The organism is Pseudomonas sp. GW821-FHT01C01, assembly GCF_059422645.1.
Genome location: NZ_JBWKXF010000010.1, coordinates 150,687 through 165,770, shown reverse-complemented (window position 1 = coordinate 165,770; position 15,084 = coordinate 150,687). Strand labels below are relative to the sequence as shown.

Here is a 15,084-nt window from a genome sequence, read left to right as displayed (position 1 = left end):
CCAAACACGCATCGAAAACAGTATTGCAGAAATGGGGGTATCCATAGATGTGGGAGCGGGCTTGCTCGCGAAAGCGGTGTATCAGTCGACATTTTTGGTGAATGTCATACCGCATTCGCGAGCAAGCCCGCTCCCACAGGTTCAGCGCATGACCACCGGTCATCACCAATGACCTCGATAGCTGGAGTCAACACCGACAACCCCCTAGAATCGCCGCCACGATTAAAGGAGACGACTTCATGCTGATGGTGATTTCACCCGCCAAGACCCTCGATTATGAAACACCGCCGGCGACCCAGCGCTTCACTCAGCCGCAGTACCTCGACCACTCCCAGGAATTGATCCTGCAATTGCGCGAGCTGACGCCGGCGCAGATCAGCGAATTGATGCACGTTTCCGACAAGATCGGTGGGCTCAATGCCGCTCGTTTCGGCAGCTGGACGCCCGCGTTCACCCCGGAAAACGCCAAGCAAGCACTGCTGGCCTTCAAGGGTGACGTGTACACCGGCCTGAATGCGCAAACCTTCAGCGAAGCCGATTTCGACTATGCCCAGCAGCATCTGCGCATGTTGTCCGGCCTGTACGGACTGCTGCGCCCGCTTGACCTGATGCAACCCTATCGCCTGGAAATGGGTACCCGGCTGGCCAACGCCCGGGGCAAGGACTTGTATGCGTTCTGGGGCACACGTATCAGCGAATGGCTGAACGAAGCCCTGGTCGATCAAGGCGATGACGTATTGCTCAACCTGGCCTCCAACGAGTATTTCTCGGCGGTCAAACGCAGCGCCCTGAACGCACGCATCATCAATACCGAGTTCAAGGACCTGAAGAACGGCCAGTACAAGATCATCAGCTTCTACGCGAAAAAGGCCCGCGGCCTGATGAGTCGCTTCGTCATCGAAGAACGCATCAACGATCCGGCCGCCCTCAAGCAGTTCGACGTCCAGGGTTATCGCTACAGCGCCGAGCAATCCAAACCTGACAATCTGGTGTTCCTGCGCGATCACGCACCAGAGTAATGCATCCAGTCGGCGCACAAGCTCCACAACTCTCGTGCGCCGACCCTTGATTCACTTCAGCCTTCCCCGCCTTTTTCGCCATATTTATGGCGCCAAAAAATCACCACTCGGTTTCCTAACTTTAGTTTCACTCGACATCAATCATTTTTTTGCGTAGTGGCACTGACTTTTTTTAACGGTAGTGGCAAAGAACTATCTACTCCATTTACCCGCCTATATATAAAGGGCGAAACGGCAAGTGCTATCAATTTGAGAGCAGTGCCATCTTTCTCAATATTTCAAAAAATTTCAGATTTCACGATGAGCGGACTGGAACTATGTCCAAACGCGCCGCTCATACCACCCGTAACGATTCTCGCCGAGCGTGTACGAGATAACTTACGCAGATAAGCGATTCTTGTAGCGAAGTTGTAATACTAACTTGCGCTGACTAATCACTGATTTGGACAACAGCAAGCGGACAGGAGATAACGCGGTATGACTATCCCCTACAAGGCCACGGCAGCGCCCCTATAAACGTGCTCACCCGAGCACCCAACCGCTTGATCCACGGGCTTTCGGCCTGAGATCAAGCGTGCAAAACCTTTTTGCACCTGCATCCCCTGAAAGGAGGATCTGCTGCATAACAGGGCAAATCATAATAACAAGGCCTAGTTGCGCACACCTTGAGTGCATTTATTTAGACACTCGTAACTTATATGCCAGCACACGGCATCGTTGCGCCTGTAAGGCGTACTTGCGAGTGCACTATCACCGCTGAACACCATTAACTCCGGCCATCTAATGGCTTGATCAATACAGAGGTAATTGCGATGCGCATCAGCATTTTTGGTTTGGGTTACGTCGGCGCAGTATGTGCCGGTTGCCTGTCTGCACGGGGTCATGACGTCGTTGGCGTCGATGTGGCCAAAGACAAGATCGATATGATCAATGCCGGCAAATCGCCGATTGTTGAACCGGGCCTGGGCGAACTTCTGGCCCAGGGCATCCAGACCGGTCGCCTGCGTGGCACCACCAACTTCGCCGAGGCGATTCGCGACACCGACCTGTCGATGATCTGCGTGGGCACGCCGAGCAAAAAGAACGGCGATCTGGAGCTGAACTACATCGAGGCGGTGTGCCGCGAAATCGGTTTTGTCCTGCGTGACAAGACCACCCGCCACACCATCGTCGTGCGCAGCACCGTGCTGCCGGGTACCGTGGCCAACGTGGTCATCCCGATTCTCGAAGACTGCTCCGGCAAAAAGGCCGGTGTTGATTTCGGCGTGGCCGTGAACCCTGAGTTCCTGCGCGAAAGCACCGCCATCGCCGACTACGACCAGCCGCCAATGACCGTCATCGGTGAATTCGACAAAGCGTCCGGCGACGTTCTGCAATCGCTGTACGAAGAGCTCGACGCACCGATCATCCGCAAGGACATCGCGGTCGCCGAGATGATCAAGTACACCTGCAACGTGTGGCATGCCACCAAGGTCACTTTCGCCAACGAAATCGGCAACATCGCCAAAGCGGTCGGTGTCGACGGTCGCGAAGTGATGGACGTGGTCTGCCAGGACAAGACCCTCAACCTGTCCCAGTACTACATGCGCCCAGGCTTCGCCTTCGGCGGCTCGTGCCTGCCAAAGGACGTGCGTGCCCTGACCTACCGCGCCGGTTCCCTGGACGTGGAAGCCCCGTTGCTCAACTCGCTGATGCGCAGCAACGAATCCCAGGTGCAGAACGCGTTCGACATCGTTTCCAGCCACGACAAACGCAAAGTCGCCCTGCTGGGCCTGAGCTTCAAGGCCGGCACCGACGACCTGCGCGAAAGCCCGCTGGTTGACCTGGCGGAAATGCTGATCGGCAAGGGCTATGACCTGAGCATCTACGACAGCAACGTCGAGTACGCCCGCGTTCACGGTGCCAACAAGGACTACATCGAGTCGAAGATCCCTCACGTCTCGTCGTTGCTCAACGCCGACTTCGACGCAGTGATCAACAACTCCGACGTGATCATCCTCGGCAACCGCGACGAGAAGTTCCGCGCTCTGGTGCAGGACGTTCCACACGGCAAGCAAGTGATCGACCTGGTCGGTTTCATGTCCAAGGCCACCAGCACCAATAGCCGGGCCGAAGGTATCTGCTGGTAACCGGCAGGTTGTAAGCGCTTCGCGCTGATCGCCGGCAAGCCGGCTCCTACAGGATCACCGCAAACCTGTTGGAGCTGGCTTGCCAGCGATGGCGTACCTGAGATCGCCATCGCCGGCAAGCCGGCTCCTACGGGGGGCGCGAGACTTGCAACTGACTTTAGGATTCCGATTATGCACAGGCTAAAACACGGCCTACTCCAGGCCGCCGGTTGGCTGTTCTACCTGAGTTTACTGATGGGCCTCGCCATGGCGTTGCCCGTGTCCACGTTCGACTCCGAGTCGAAGGACTTCATTTTCCTGATTGGCGCCGTGGGTATCTGGCGCTATTCGATGGGTGCCACGCACTTTGTGCGCGGCATGATTTTTCTGTACATCGTCTACCCGCACCTGCGGCGCAAAGTGCGCAAGCTGGGCAAAGCGGCTGACCCGTCCCACGTGTTTCTGATGGTCACCAGCTTCCGTATCGACGCGCTGACCACTGCGCAGGTCTACAGCTCGGTGATCCGCGAAGCCATCGACTGCGGCCTGCCGACCACCGTGGTCTGCTCCATCGTGGAGATGTCCGACGAACTGTTGGTGAAAAGCCTGTGGAACCGGATGAACCCACCGGCCCGGGTCAAGCTCGACTTCGTACGCATTCCCGGCACCGGTAAACGCGATGGCCTGGCCTATGGCTTCCGCGCCATCTCCCGGCACCTGCCAGATGATCGCGCCGTGGTCGCGGTGATCGATGGCGACACCGTGCTCGGCGAAGGCGTGGTGCTCAAGACCGTGCCGTGGTTCCAGCTGTTCGGCAACGTCGGTGGCCTGACCACCAACGAATTCTGCGAAGTGCGTGGCGGCTACATCATGAGCGAATGGCACAAGCTGCGTTTCGCCCAGCGCCACATCAACATGTGCTCGATGGCCCTGTCCAAGCGCGTGCTGACCATGACCGGTCGCATGTCGGTATTCCGCGCCACCGTGGTCACCAACCCGGACTTCATCGCCGACGTGGAAAGCGACTCGCTGCAACACTGGCGCCTGGGTCGCTTCAAGTTCCTTACCGGCGATGACAAATCGAGCTGGTTCAGCCTGATGCGCCTGGGCTACGACACGTTCTACGTGCCGGACGCGGCGATCAACACCGTTGAACACCCGCCGGAAAAGAGCTTCATCAAGGCCAGCCGCAAACTGATGTTCCGCTGGTACGGCAACAACCTGCGCCAGAACTCCCGGGCCCTGGGCCTGGGGATCAAACGCCTTGGCGTGTTCACTTCGGTGGTGCTGTTCGACCAGCGCGTGTCGATGTGGACCTCGCTGCTGGGCCTGACCGTAGCGCTGATCGCCAGCTTCAAGTACGGCACCGCGTTCATCCTGGTGTACCTGCTGTGGATCGGCATCACCCGGTTCATCCTGACCTTGTTGCTGTCGTGCTCCGGACACCGGATCGGCCCGGCCTACCCGGCAATTCTCTATTACAACCAGATCGTCGGCGCGCTGGTGAAGATCTACGTGTTCTTCCGCCTCGACCAACAGTCCTGGACCCGCCAGCCCACCCACCTGACCCGTGATCTCGCCAGCTTTCAACGTTGGTTCAACACCTGGTCGTCTCGGACCATGACCTTCTCTGCCGGCAGCATTTTTGTCGCCGTGCTGCTGTTGATGGTCTGACCGCCCCTTATTGAATTAACCAGGAAATCGCCCTTATGAATACCGCCGTCAACGCCAACGTAGTGCACGAATCCGAAGCCCAGCGCCAACACGCCCGCGTAAAAATCCCGGCCAAGTTGCGCTTCTTCGGCCCTGACCGGACACCGGTCGAAGCCCGGGTGATCGACCTGTCCGCCGGTGGCCTGGCGTTCAACGCCGGTCAGTTGCCGCTGAAAATTGGCGATGTGTACAAGGCCCGCCTGCAATTCGTCATCGACAACCTCGGCCTGGCCATGGACGTCGAGTTGCAGGTCCGCTCCTTCGATCGCGAGACCGGACGCGCCGGCTGCCAGTTCCAGAACCTGGAACCACGGGACATCTCGACCCTGCGCCACCTGATCACCTCGCACCTGGCCGGCGACATCGTCAGCGTGGGTGAAATGCTGGCGACCCTGCAGCGCGACAACTTCACCAAGGCGCGCAAGGTCAAGGACGGCGGCCACGGCATGTCCGCGTTCGGACGCCTGAAAGCCGTGACCTTCAGCCTGGGGATCTTCGTGGTGGGTGTGGCCGCCTTCGGCTTCGTTTTCAAATCGGTATACGGCATGTACTTCGTCAGCCATGCCCAGGCCGGTCTGGTCAGCGTGCCGGGCGTGAACATCACCATGCCCCGCGATGGCACCGTGCAGAGCCTGGTGAAAGCCGACGGCGTGGCCGCCAAAGGCGCACCGCTGGCGACCTTCAGCACCAGCATGCTCGACGTGCTCAAGGGCCATCTGGACGAAGACCAATTGCAACCGGCCAAGGTTGAAGAACTGTTCGGCAAGCAGATGACCGGCACCCTGACCTCGCCTTGCGATTGCACCGTGGCCCAGCAAATGGTCGCCAACGGTCAGTACGCCAGCAAGGGCGATGTGATCTTCCAACTGGTGCCGCGCAACAGCGAAGCCAATGTTGAAGCGCGCTTCTCCTATCGCCAGTTCGGCGACGTGCGCCCGGGGACTTCGGTGCGCTTCCAGATCGCCGGCGAGGACAAGAGCCGCACCGGCAAAATCGTCAGCAGCACCAGCCTGAAAAGCGCCGACCTGTCCTCGGACATCCGCGTGCTGATCCAGCCGGACGAAACCCTGGACAGCTCCCTCGCCGGCCGCCCGGCGGAAGTGAGCAGCGACCGTGGCCCGAACCTGAACTGGCTGATCGACAAAGCCATGGCTGTCGGTCTTTAAGTCGAGGACATGCCTGTGATTACTCCACCAATCCCAAGAACACCGCGCACCCTGTGGGAGCGGGCTTGCTCGCGAATGCATTCTGACATTCACCCTCAATGCCGGCTGACACACCGCTTTCGCGAGCAAGCCCGCTCCCACATGGGCTCTCTGTGTGCAGTTGCATTGGCGGTGAGCCTGGCCGGTTGCGCCGGCCTCCCCGACCAGCGCCTGGCCAACGAAGCCCTCAAGCGCGGCGATACTGCCACCGCCGCGGCGAACTACCGGCAACTGGCAGACCTGGGCTACAGCGAAGCGCAGGTCGGCCTGGCCGATATCCAGGTCGACAGCCGCGACCCGGCGCAGATGAAACAGGCCGAGGCGACTTACCGCGCTGCGGCCAGCGTTTCGCCGCGCGCCCAGGCGCGCCTCGGGCGCTTGCTGGTGGCCAAGCCCGGTTCCACCGAAGCCGAGCACCACGAAGCCGAAACCCTGTTGAAAAAAGCGGCCGCCGCGGGCGAAGGCAACACGCTGATCCCGCTGGCAATGCTGTACCTGCAGTACCCGCACAGTTTTCCCAACGTGAATGCCCAGCAGCAGATAAGCCAATGGCGTGCCGAAAACAGGCCGGAAGCCGGCTTGGCGCAAGTGCTGCTCTATCGCACCCAAGGCACCTACGACCAGCACCTGGATGACGTGGAAAAAATCTGCAAGGCCGCGCTCAACACCAGCGACATCTGCTACGTCGAACTGGCCACGGTCTACCAGAAACAGGCCAAGCCAGAACAACAGGCCGAGCTGATCAAACAGATGCAAGCGGCTCACGCTCGCGGCAGCGTTTCGGCGCAACGCGTCGACAGCGTCGCCCGTGTGCTCGCCGATGCGACCCTGGGCAAGACCGACGAAAAAACCGCGCAGTCGCTGCTCGAACCGATCGCACCGGGCTACCCGGCGTCGTGGGTCACCCTCGCGCAGTTGATCTACGACTTCCCGGAACTGGGCGACGTCGACCAGATGATGAAGTACCTGGACAACGGCCGCGCCGCCGACCAGCCCCGCGCCGAACTGTTGCTGGGCAAGCTCTACTTCGAAGGCAAACTGGTGCCGGCCGACGCCAAGGTCGCCGAGGAGCATTTCCAGAAAGCCGTCGGCCGTGAAGTCGCCGCCGATTACTACCTCGGCCAGATCTATCGCCGTGGCTACCTGGGTAAGGTCTATCCGCAGAAGGCTCTCGACCATCTGTTGACCGCTGCGCGCAACGGTCAGAACAGCGCCGACTTCGCCATTGCCCAACTGTTTTCCCAAGGCAAGGGCACCAAGCCTGATCCGCTGAACGCCTACGTCTTCAGCCAATTGGCCCTGGCCCAGAACACCCCGCAAGCCACCGAGCTTGCGCAAACAATCCAAACGCAATTGCCGCCCGACCGGTTGGCCGAAGCCCAGCGCCTGTTGAAACAAGAACAGGCCGTGCGCGGTGCCCTGAGCCCGAGCACGCCGGAACTGCATGCCCTGCAAGAAGAAGATGGCGAGGAATCCCAATGAAGTTGAATCCATTCATGAAGGCCGGCATTGGCCTGACATTCGCGCTGATCTGGTCTTGCCCGACGCTTGCTGCGATGACTGAAGAAACCAAGAACTTTGGCCTGGAAGTGAAGGTTACCGGCCAATCCGAAGACGACAGTGACCTCGGTACCCAGAGCGGTGGCGACGTCAACGGCGTCGGCCTCGATTTGCGTCCATGGATCTATGGCGAAAGCGGCGCGTGGAGCGCCTATGCCATGGGTCAAGCCGTGACGGCCACCGACATCATCGAGACGGACACCTTGCAAGGGACCGCCAGTGACGGCACCACGCCCACCGACAACGGTGATCGCAAGACCAAGAAAAACTACCTGGCCATGCGCGAATTCTGGGTCGGCTACAGCGGACTCACGCCGTATCCGGGCGAGCAGTTGAAGCTCGGTCGCCAACGTCTGCACAACGCCGACGGCCAATGGCGCGACACCAACATCGAAGCCCTGAACTGGACGTTCGACACAACCCTCTTGCGCGCCAACGTCGGGGTCGCCGAACGTTTCAGCGAGTACCGCACCGACCTCACGGAACTCGCCCCGAAAGACAAGGATCGCCTGCACGCCTACGCCGATGCTTCGTATCAGTGGACACCGGGCAACTGGGTCGGTATTCGCGGTCATCACACCCATGACAACGGCAAGCTCGACTTCCCGGAGCCGGGCGTACCGGCCGATTCGCTGGACAAGAAACAGAACGGTGACATCAGCTGGATCGGCCTGACCGCCGACAGCGACGCCTATAACTGGCGCAATACCAACACGGTCAATTACTGGGGCAGCATCACCGGCATGAGCGGTGACATCGACAAGGTCAACCCGCTGAACGCCGATGGTACGTCGCCGGCCGAAGCCAAGCGCGGTGAAAACCTCAACGGCTGGGCCACCGATATCGGCGTGCGCCTGCGCCTCGACCCGCAATGGCAAGTCGGTGCCGCCTATGCCCGAGCCAGCGCCGAGTACGAACAGAACGGTCTGGAAAGCAACCGCTCGAACTACACCGGTACGCGCTCGCGGGTTCACCGTTTCGGCGAAGCCTTCCGTGGCGAAATGCAAAACATGCAGACCGCGACTTTGTTCGGCTCGTGGATGCTCAACGACGAATACGACGCCAGCCTGATCTACCACAAATTCTGGCGCGTCGACGGCAACAAGCCGATCGGCAGCAATGGCATCAACGCCGTCGAAAACAACACCGACGATGCCACCGGCGCAATTCTTTCCACCACGTCCCTGCCGCTGAACGATGGCGAAAAAGACCTCGGTCAGGAGATGGACCTGGTGGTCACCAAGTACTTCAAGCAAGGCCTGTTGCCGGCGGCACTGAGCCAGTCGATCGACGAGCCTTCGGCCCTGGTGCGCTTCCGTGGCGGCGTGTTCAAGCCGGGCGATGCCTATGGCAGTCAGGTCGATTCGTACATGCACCGTGCGTTCATCGACGTGATCTGGCGCTTCTGATGCACATTGCGAAGGGAGTCTCCCAGATGAATCATCCAGCCCGAAAAGGCTCGATCAGCCTGTTGGCCGGCGCGATGCTGCTGGCCAGCGCGACTGGCTTCGCCAATGTAGAGCCGGCCAAAGTGGAACCGGCGAAGCCGGTAACCACGGCCAAGGAACTGCAACAGGCCAAGACCTACACCGTCAGCAGCGCACCGACCGCGCCGCTGGAACTGGCCACGCCGAAGCTGCCGGACGTTTCCGGCTACACCGCCGAGGCCATCGCCGCGAAGATCGTGCGCAGCAAACCGGGCAAGATCAGCCTGCGCCGGATGATGCAGGAAGACGCCCTGAAGGACTTCATCGGTGGCGACAACAAGATGGCCGAATGGGTGGTGCGTCAGCACGGCATCCCCCAGGCGATCTTCGTCGACGACGGCTACATGAACCTCAAGGACCTGGCGAAAAAGGTCCCCAAGCAGTACTTCAGCGAAACCTCGCCGGGCGTGTTCCTCTCCCGGTTGCCGATTGTGGTCGGTCGCCACGGCATCCTCGAAATCGACAAGCAGACCCAGGAACTGCGCCTGTCCCAGGAGGGCGGCGCGTTCCTGGTCAACGACGGCCAGCTGTTTGTGCGCGACACCAAAATCACTGGCTGGCGCGAGAAGGACAACGGCCCGGCGACGTTCAACTCGCCGAAGGAATTCCGCCCGTTCCTGCTGTCCTGGGGCGGCACCGAGACCTACATCGCCAACAGCAAGATCGCCAGTTTTGGCTACGCCAACAGTAAGTCCTACGGCGTGAGTATTTCCCAGTACACGCCAAACATGGCCAAGGTGCTCAAGCGTCCTGAGCCGACCGGCTGGATCGTCGGTTCCGAATTCTCGGACATGTGGTACGGCTTCTACTGCTACGAAACCCGCGACTTCGTGGTCAAGGGCAACACCTACAAAGACAACATCGTCTACGGCATCGACCCGCATGACCGCTCCCACGGTCTGATCATTGCCGACAACACGGTGTACGGGACCAAGAAGAAACACGGGATCATTATTTCCCGTGAGGTCAACGACAGTTTCATCTTCAACAATCGCAGCTACGACAACCACCTCTCGGGGCTGGTGATCGACCGTAACAGCGTGAACAACCTGATCGCCCACAACGAGATCTACCAGAACCACACCGACGGCATCACCCTCTACGAGAGTGCCGACAACCTGCTGTGGGGCAACCGCGTGCTGAGCAACAAGCGCCACGGCATCCGCATTCGTAACAGCGTGAACATTCGCCTCTACGAAAACGTCGCCATGGCCAACGGCCTGACCGGCGTCTACGGCCACATCAAGGACCTGAGCAACACCGACCGTGACATCAAGCTCGACCCGTTCGACGCCCAGGTGTCGCTGATCGTGGTCGGCGGTGAACTGGCAGCCAACGGCAGCGGGCCACTGTCCATCGACTCGCCGCTGAGCGTCGAGTTGTATCGCGTGTCGATGCTCGCGCCGACCAAATCCAGCGGCATCAGCTTCACCGGCATCCTTGGCGATCGCCAGGATGAAATTCTCGACCTGCTGGTGCGCCAGCAGAAAGCCGTGCTGATCGACCCCGTCGAACGCCAGACCGAAATGCGGGACTGAGGATAATCTTATGCACCCACACTTGATCAAACTACTCAGCCTGTCGGCCCTGACCGCCGGCATTCTCGCGGCCAGCACCGGTGCGCGCGCCGATGAGGTGCAAGCACCGAAATTCTCCGCCGAGCCGTGCTGCAGCCTGTGCCCGGCCGCTCATGATCCGAAGAACTACACCACCCGTTATCAGCAGAACTTCACCACGCTGGTGCAGGCTCAGGGTGACTGGTTGTTCCGTACGCAAGAAGACTTGCGCACCGAATTCGACACCACGCCCGCCGGCTACAAACGCATGAAACAACTGCACGATGCGTTCAAGAGCAAAGGCGTGGAACTCGTTGTGGTTTATCAACCTACCCGTGGCCTGGTGAACCGCAACAAGCTCAACCCGGCGGAGAAGGCCAGCTTCGACTTCGACAAGGCGCTGAAGAACTACAAGTCCATGCTCGGCCGTTTCGCGCAGATGGGCTACGTCGTTCCGGACCTGTCGCCGCTGACCAACGAGTCGTTGCCCGACACCCTGCCCGCCCACGATTTTTACTTCCGTGGCGACCAGCACTGGACCCCATACGGTGCCCAGCGCACGGCGAAAATCGTCGCCGAGAAGGTCAAGCAATTGCCTGAATTCGCCGACATTCCGAAGCGCGAATTCGAGACCAAAAAGTCGGGTCGCATGGGCAAGACCGGAACGTTGCACAACATGGCCGGTCAACTCTGTGGCACCAGCTACGCGATCCAGTACATGGATCAATTCACCACCGAGCCGAAAGGCGAAGCGGGTGATGGCGACTTGTTCGGCGATTCCGGCAACCCGCAAATCACCCTCGTGGGTACCTCCCACAGTGGCAAGAACTACAACTTCGCCGGTTTCCTCGAAGAGGCCATCGGCGCCGACATCCTCAACGTAGCGTTCCCCGGCGGCGGCCTGGAAGGTTCGATGCTGCAGTACCTGGGCAGTGACGAGTTCCAGAAGAACCCGCCGAAGATTCTTATCTGGGAATTCTCGCCGCTGTACCGCCTCGACCAGGAAACCATCTACCGCCAGATGATGGCGTTGCTGGACAACGGTTGCGAAGGCAAGGATGCACAGATGTCCGGCAGCGCCACGCTCAAGCCGGGCAAAAACGAGTTGATGGTCAACAGCAAAAACATGGACCTGCGCAACAGCAGCCACCAAGTCGACATCCGCTTCGCCGATACGTCGGTGAAAACCCTGCAAGCCACCCTCTGGTACATGAACGGTCGCCACGAGGACATCAAGATCGACAAACCGGAAACCTCCGAGACTGACGGGCGTTTCGCTTTCGAGTTGCGCACGGACGAAGACTGGGCTTCACAGAACCTGCTGGCCGTTGAAGTCCAGGGCCCCGAAGCCGGTGCCGCGCCTCAGAAAGTCGAAGCGAAAATCTGCAAACGCAACGTATTCCCGGGCGCCGAGCAGCGTACTGCTTCGGTCGGGCAATGAGGTCTGCTATGCGCAATCCGAAATTTTCAACACTGTTGGCACCCACGCTTTTGAGCCTGGCGATGTTCGCCGGGGCCACGCAAGCGGCGGCGCCACTGCGTCCACCCCAAGGCTATTTTGCGCCTGTGGATAAATTCAAGACGGGCGACAACAGCGAAGGCTGCGATGCGATGCCGACGCCGTACACCGGCTCGTTGCAATTTCGCAGCAAGTACGAAGGTTCGGACAAGGCCCGCGCGACCCTGAACGTGCAGTCGGAAAAAGCCTTCCGCGACAGCACCGCCGACATCACCAAGATCGAGCGCGGCACCAGCAAGCGCGTGATGCAGTTCATGCGCGACGGTCGCCCGGAACAACTGGAATGCACATTGAGCTGGCTGACGGCCTGGGCACAGGCCGACGCGCTGATGTCCAAGGACTTCAACCACACCGGCAAGTCGATGCGCAAATGGGCGTTGGGCAGCATGGCGTCGGCGTACATCCGCCTGAAGTTTTCCGACTCCCACCCGCTGGCCACCCACCAACAGGAAGCGCAAGTGATCGAAGCCTGGTTCAGCAAGATGGCCGACCAGGTGGTCAGCGACTGGGACAACCTGCCGCTCGACCAGACCAACAACCACTCGTACTGGGCGGCGTGGTCGGTGATGGCCACTTCCGTCGCCACCAACCGTCGCGACCTGTTCGACTGGGCGGTCAAGGAATACAAGGTCGGCGCCAATCAGGTCGACGCCGACGGCTACCTGCCCAACGAACTCAAGCGTCAGCAACGAGCGCTGGCCTACCACAACTACGCCCTGCCGCCGCTGGCGATGATCGCCAGTTTCGCCCAGGTCAACGGTGTGGATCTGCGTCAGGAAAACAACGGCGCACTGAAACGCCTGGGTGACCGGGTGTTGTCCGGGGTGAAGGATCCGGACCAGTTCGAGAAAAAGAACGGCAAAGAACAGGACATGACCGACCTGAAAGAGGACATGAAATTCGCCTGGCTCGAACCGTACTGCTCGCTCTACACCTGCTCGCCCGAGGTGCTGGCGAAGAAGCACAAGATGCAACCGTTCAAGACCTTCCGCCTCGGCGGTGACCTGACCAAGGTCTACGACCCGGCCAATGAAAAGGGCAAGGGTTCCTAAAGCCAGACACAACCTCCCTGTAGGAGCTGGCTTGCCAGCGAAAGCGCAGTGTCAGACGACATCTCTATCGGATGTGAAGACGCCTTCGCTGGCAAGCCAGCTCCTACAAGGATTTTGCGCTGGCTTTGAATGCAATACATCCCTCGGTTTTCGATGGGGGGTTTGGGGGGGCCGTTGGCCCTTGACTAACGCTGTAGGAGCCGGCTTGCCGGCGAATGGCCTGACCCGGTGTAACTGATGCACCGCTTTCGCTGGCAAGCCAGCTCCTACCTGTCAAACAAGGAGAGATCGGGATGGTTTTTTCGTCCAACGTGTTCCTGTTTTTGTTCTTGCCGATCTTCCTCGGCTTGTACTACCTGAGCGGGCAACGCTATCGCAATTTACTGCTGCTGATTGCCAGTTACGTGTTCTACGCCTGGTGGCGTGTGGACTTCCTCGCGCTGTTCGCCGGCGTCACGCTGTGGAACTACTGGATCGGCCTGAAAGTCGGTGCCGCCGGGGTCAGGACCAAACCGGCGCAGCGCTGGCTGCTGCTCGGCGTGGCGGTCGACCTGTGCATCCTCGGTTACTTCAAGTACGCCAACTTCGGCGTCGACAGCATCAACGCGATGATGACGTCAGTGGGTCTTTCGCCATTCATCCTGACCCACGTGCTGCTGCCGATCGGGATCTCGTTCTACATCTTCGAGTCCATCAGCTACATCATCGACGTCTACCGTGGCGACACTCCGGCGACCCGTAACCTGATCGACTTCGCGGCGTTCGTGGCGATCTTCCCGCACTTGATCGCCGGCCCGGTTTTGCGTTTTCGCGACCTGGCCGACCAGTTCAACAACCGCACCCACACCCTCGACAAGTTCTCCGAGGGCTGCACGCGGTTCATGCAGGGTTTCATCAAGAAAGTCTTCATCGCCGATACCCTGGCGGTAGTGGCCGACCATTGCTTCGCCCTGCAAAACCCGACCACGGGCGATGCCTGGCTCGGTGCACTGGCGTACACCGCGCAGCTGTATTTCGACTTCTCCGGGTACAGCGACATGGCCATCGGCCTGGGCTTGATGATGGGTTTCCGCTTTATGGAAAACTTCAAGCAGCCGTATGTCAGCCAGTCGATCACCGAGTTCTGGCGGCGCTGGCACATCAGCCTGTCGACCTGGCTGCGTGACTATCTGTACATCACCCTCGGCGGTAACCGCAAAGGCACGCTGATGACCTATCGCAACCTGTTCCTGACCATGCTGCTTGGTGGTCTGTGGCACGGCGCGAACATCACCTACATCGTCTGGGGCGCGTGGCACGGCATGTGGCTGGCGATTGAAAAAGCCATTGGCCTGAATACTTCGCCACGCAGCTTCAACCCGATCCGCTGGGTGCTGACTTTCCTGCTGGTGGTGATGGGCTGGGTGATCTTCCGCGCGGAAAACCTGCACGTCGCCGGTCGTATGTACGGCGCGATGTTCAGCTTCGGCGACTGGTCGCTGTCGGAACTCAACCAGGCCAGCCTCACCGGCCTGCAAGTGGCGACCCTGATCGTGGCCTACGTGACCCTGGCGTTCTTCGGCCTGCGCGACTTCTACACCAATCAGCCTCCGGTGAAGACCAAGCCTGCAGTGAACGTCGACGCCGACGGCCCGGCCGCTGCGACACCGGGAACGATCAAGGCCGTGCCTGGGGATAACCCGGCAAGCATCCATCAGCCTGGCTACACCGTCGGCGTCGAAGCCCAGGTGCAACCGGCCTACTGGAGCGCTGACTGGTCGCGCTACGTGATGCGTGCACTGGTGCTGCTGCTGTTCATCGCCTCGATTCTCAAACTCTCGGCGCAAAGCTTCTCGCCGTTCCTTTACTTCCAGTTCTGAGGGATC

Annotated in this window: 10 protein-coding genes; all 10 read left to right on the top strand. The window is 60.0% G+C overall.

Translation table 11 applies throughout. The annotated features are described in order from the left end of the window. The first annotated feature begins 239 nt into the window (after window positions 1-239). The 10 genes from yaaA (at window position 240) to AC07XF_RS10115 (ending at window position 15,078) form a co-directional block, all read left to right on the top strand. The gene (gene yaaA / locus AC07XF_RS10160; RefSeq protein ID WP_495026355.1) at window positions 240-1,019 is read left to right on the top strand and encodes a peroxide stress protein YaaA; all 780 of its coding nucleotides are present in this window, start codon (window positions 240-242) and stop codon (window positions 1,017-1,019) included. A gap of 812 nt (window positions 1,020-1,831) precedes the next feature. Then, entirely contained in the window at window positions 1,832-3,148 is a 1,317-nt protein-coding gene (locus tag AC07XF_RS10155) for a nucleotide sugar dehydrogenase (RefSeq protein WP_116265018.1), read from the top strand. Between the two features lie 171 nt (window positions 3,149-3,319). Further along, the gene (alg8, locus tag AC07XF_RS10150; RefSeq protein WP_007989947.1) at window positions 3,320-4,801 is read left to right on the top strand and encodes a mannuronan synthase; all 1,482 of its coding nucleotides are present in this window, start codon (window positions 3,320-3,322) and stop codon (window positions 4,799-4,801) included. 35 nt (window positions 4,802-4,836) lie between these two features. Next, window positions 4,837-6,006: a PilZ domain-containing protein gene (locus tag AC07XF_RS10145; protein WP_495026354.1), complete on the top strand. Its 1,170-nt coding sequence runs from the start codon at window positions 4,837-4,839 to the stop codon at window positions 6,004-6,006. 9 nt (window positions 6,007-6,015) lie between these two features. Then, window positions 6,016-7,527, top strand: coding sequence for an alginate biosynthesis TPR repeat lipoprotein AlgK (gene algK / locus AC07XF_RS10140; RefSeq protein ID WP_495026353.1), 1,512 nt, complete (start codon window positions 6,016-6,018; stop codon window positions 7,525-7,527). After that, window positions 7,524-9,014 carry an alginate export family protein gene (locus AC07XF_RS10135; protein WP_007989940.1) on the top strand — a complete coding sequence of 497 codons (1,491 nt, stop codon included), beginning with the start codon at window positions 7,524-7,526 and terminating at the stop codon, window positions 9,012-9,014. The genes algK and AC07XF_RS10135 overlap by 4 nt, the downstream gene beginning before the upstream one ends. Window positions 9,015-9,040: 26 nt before the next feature. After that, window positions 9,041-10,630: a mannuronan 5-epimerase AlgG gene (gene algG, locus AC07XF_RS10130; protein WP_495026352.1), complete on the top strand. Its 1,590-nt coding sequence runs from the start codon at window positions 9,041-9,043 to the stop codon at window positions 10,628-10,630. Between the two features lie 10 nt (window positions 10,631-10,640). Continuing rightward, window positions 10,641-12,089: an alginate O-acetyltransferase gene (locus AC07XF_RS10125; protein ID WP_007989937.1), complete on the top strand. Its 1,449-nt coding sequence runs from the start codon at window positions 10,641-10,643 to the stop codon at window positions 12,087-12,089. Between the two features lie 8 nt (window positions 12,090-12,097). After that, complete coding sequence (locus AC07XF_RS10120; RefSeq protein ID WP_495026351.1) at window positions 12,098-13,219, top strand: mannuronate-specific alginate lyase; 1,122 nt, start codon at window positions 12,098-12,100, stop codon at window positions 13,217-13,219. Window positions 13,220-13,512: 293 nt separating this feature from the next. Continuing rightward, window positions 13,513-15,078: an MBOAT family O-acyltransferase gene (locus AC07XF_RS10115; RefSeq protein WP_495026350.1), complete on the top strand. Its 1,566-nt coding sequence runs from the start codon at window positions 13,513-13,515 to the stop codon at window positions 15,076-15,078. Window positions 15,079-15,084 lie beyond the last annotated feature (6 nt).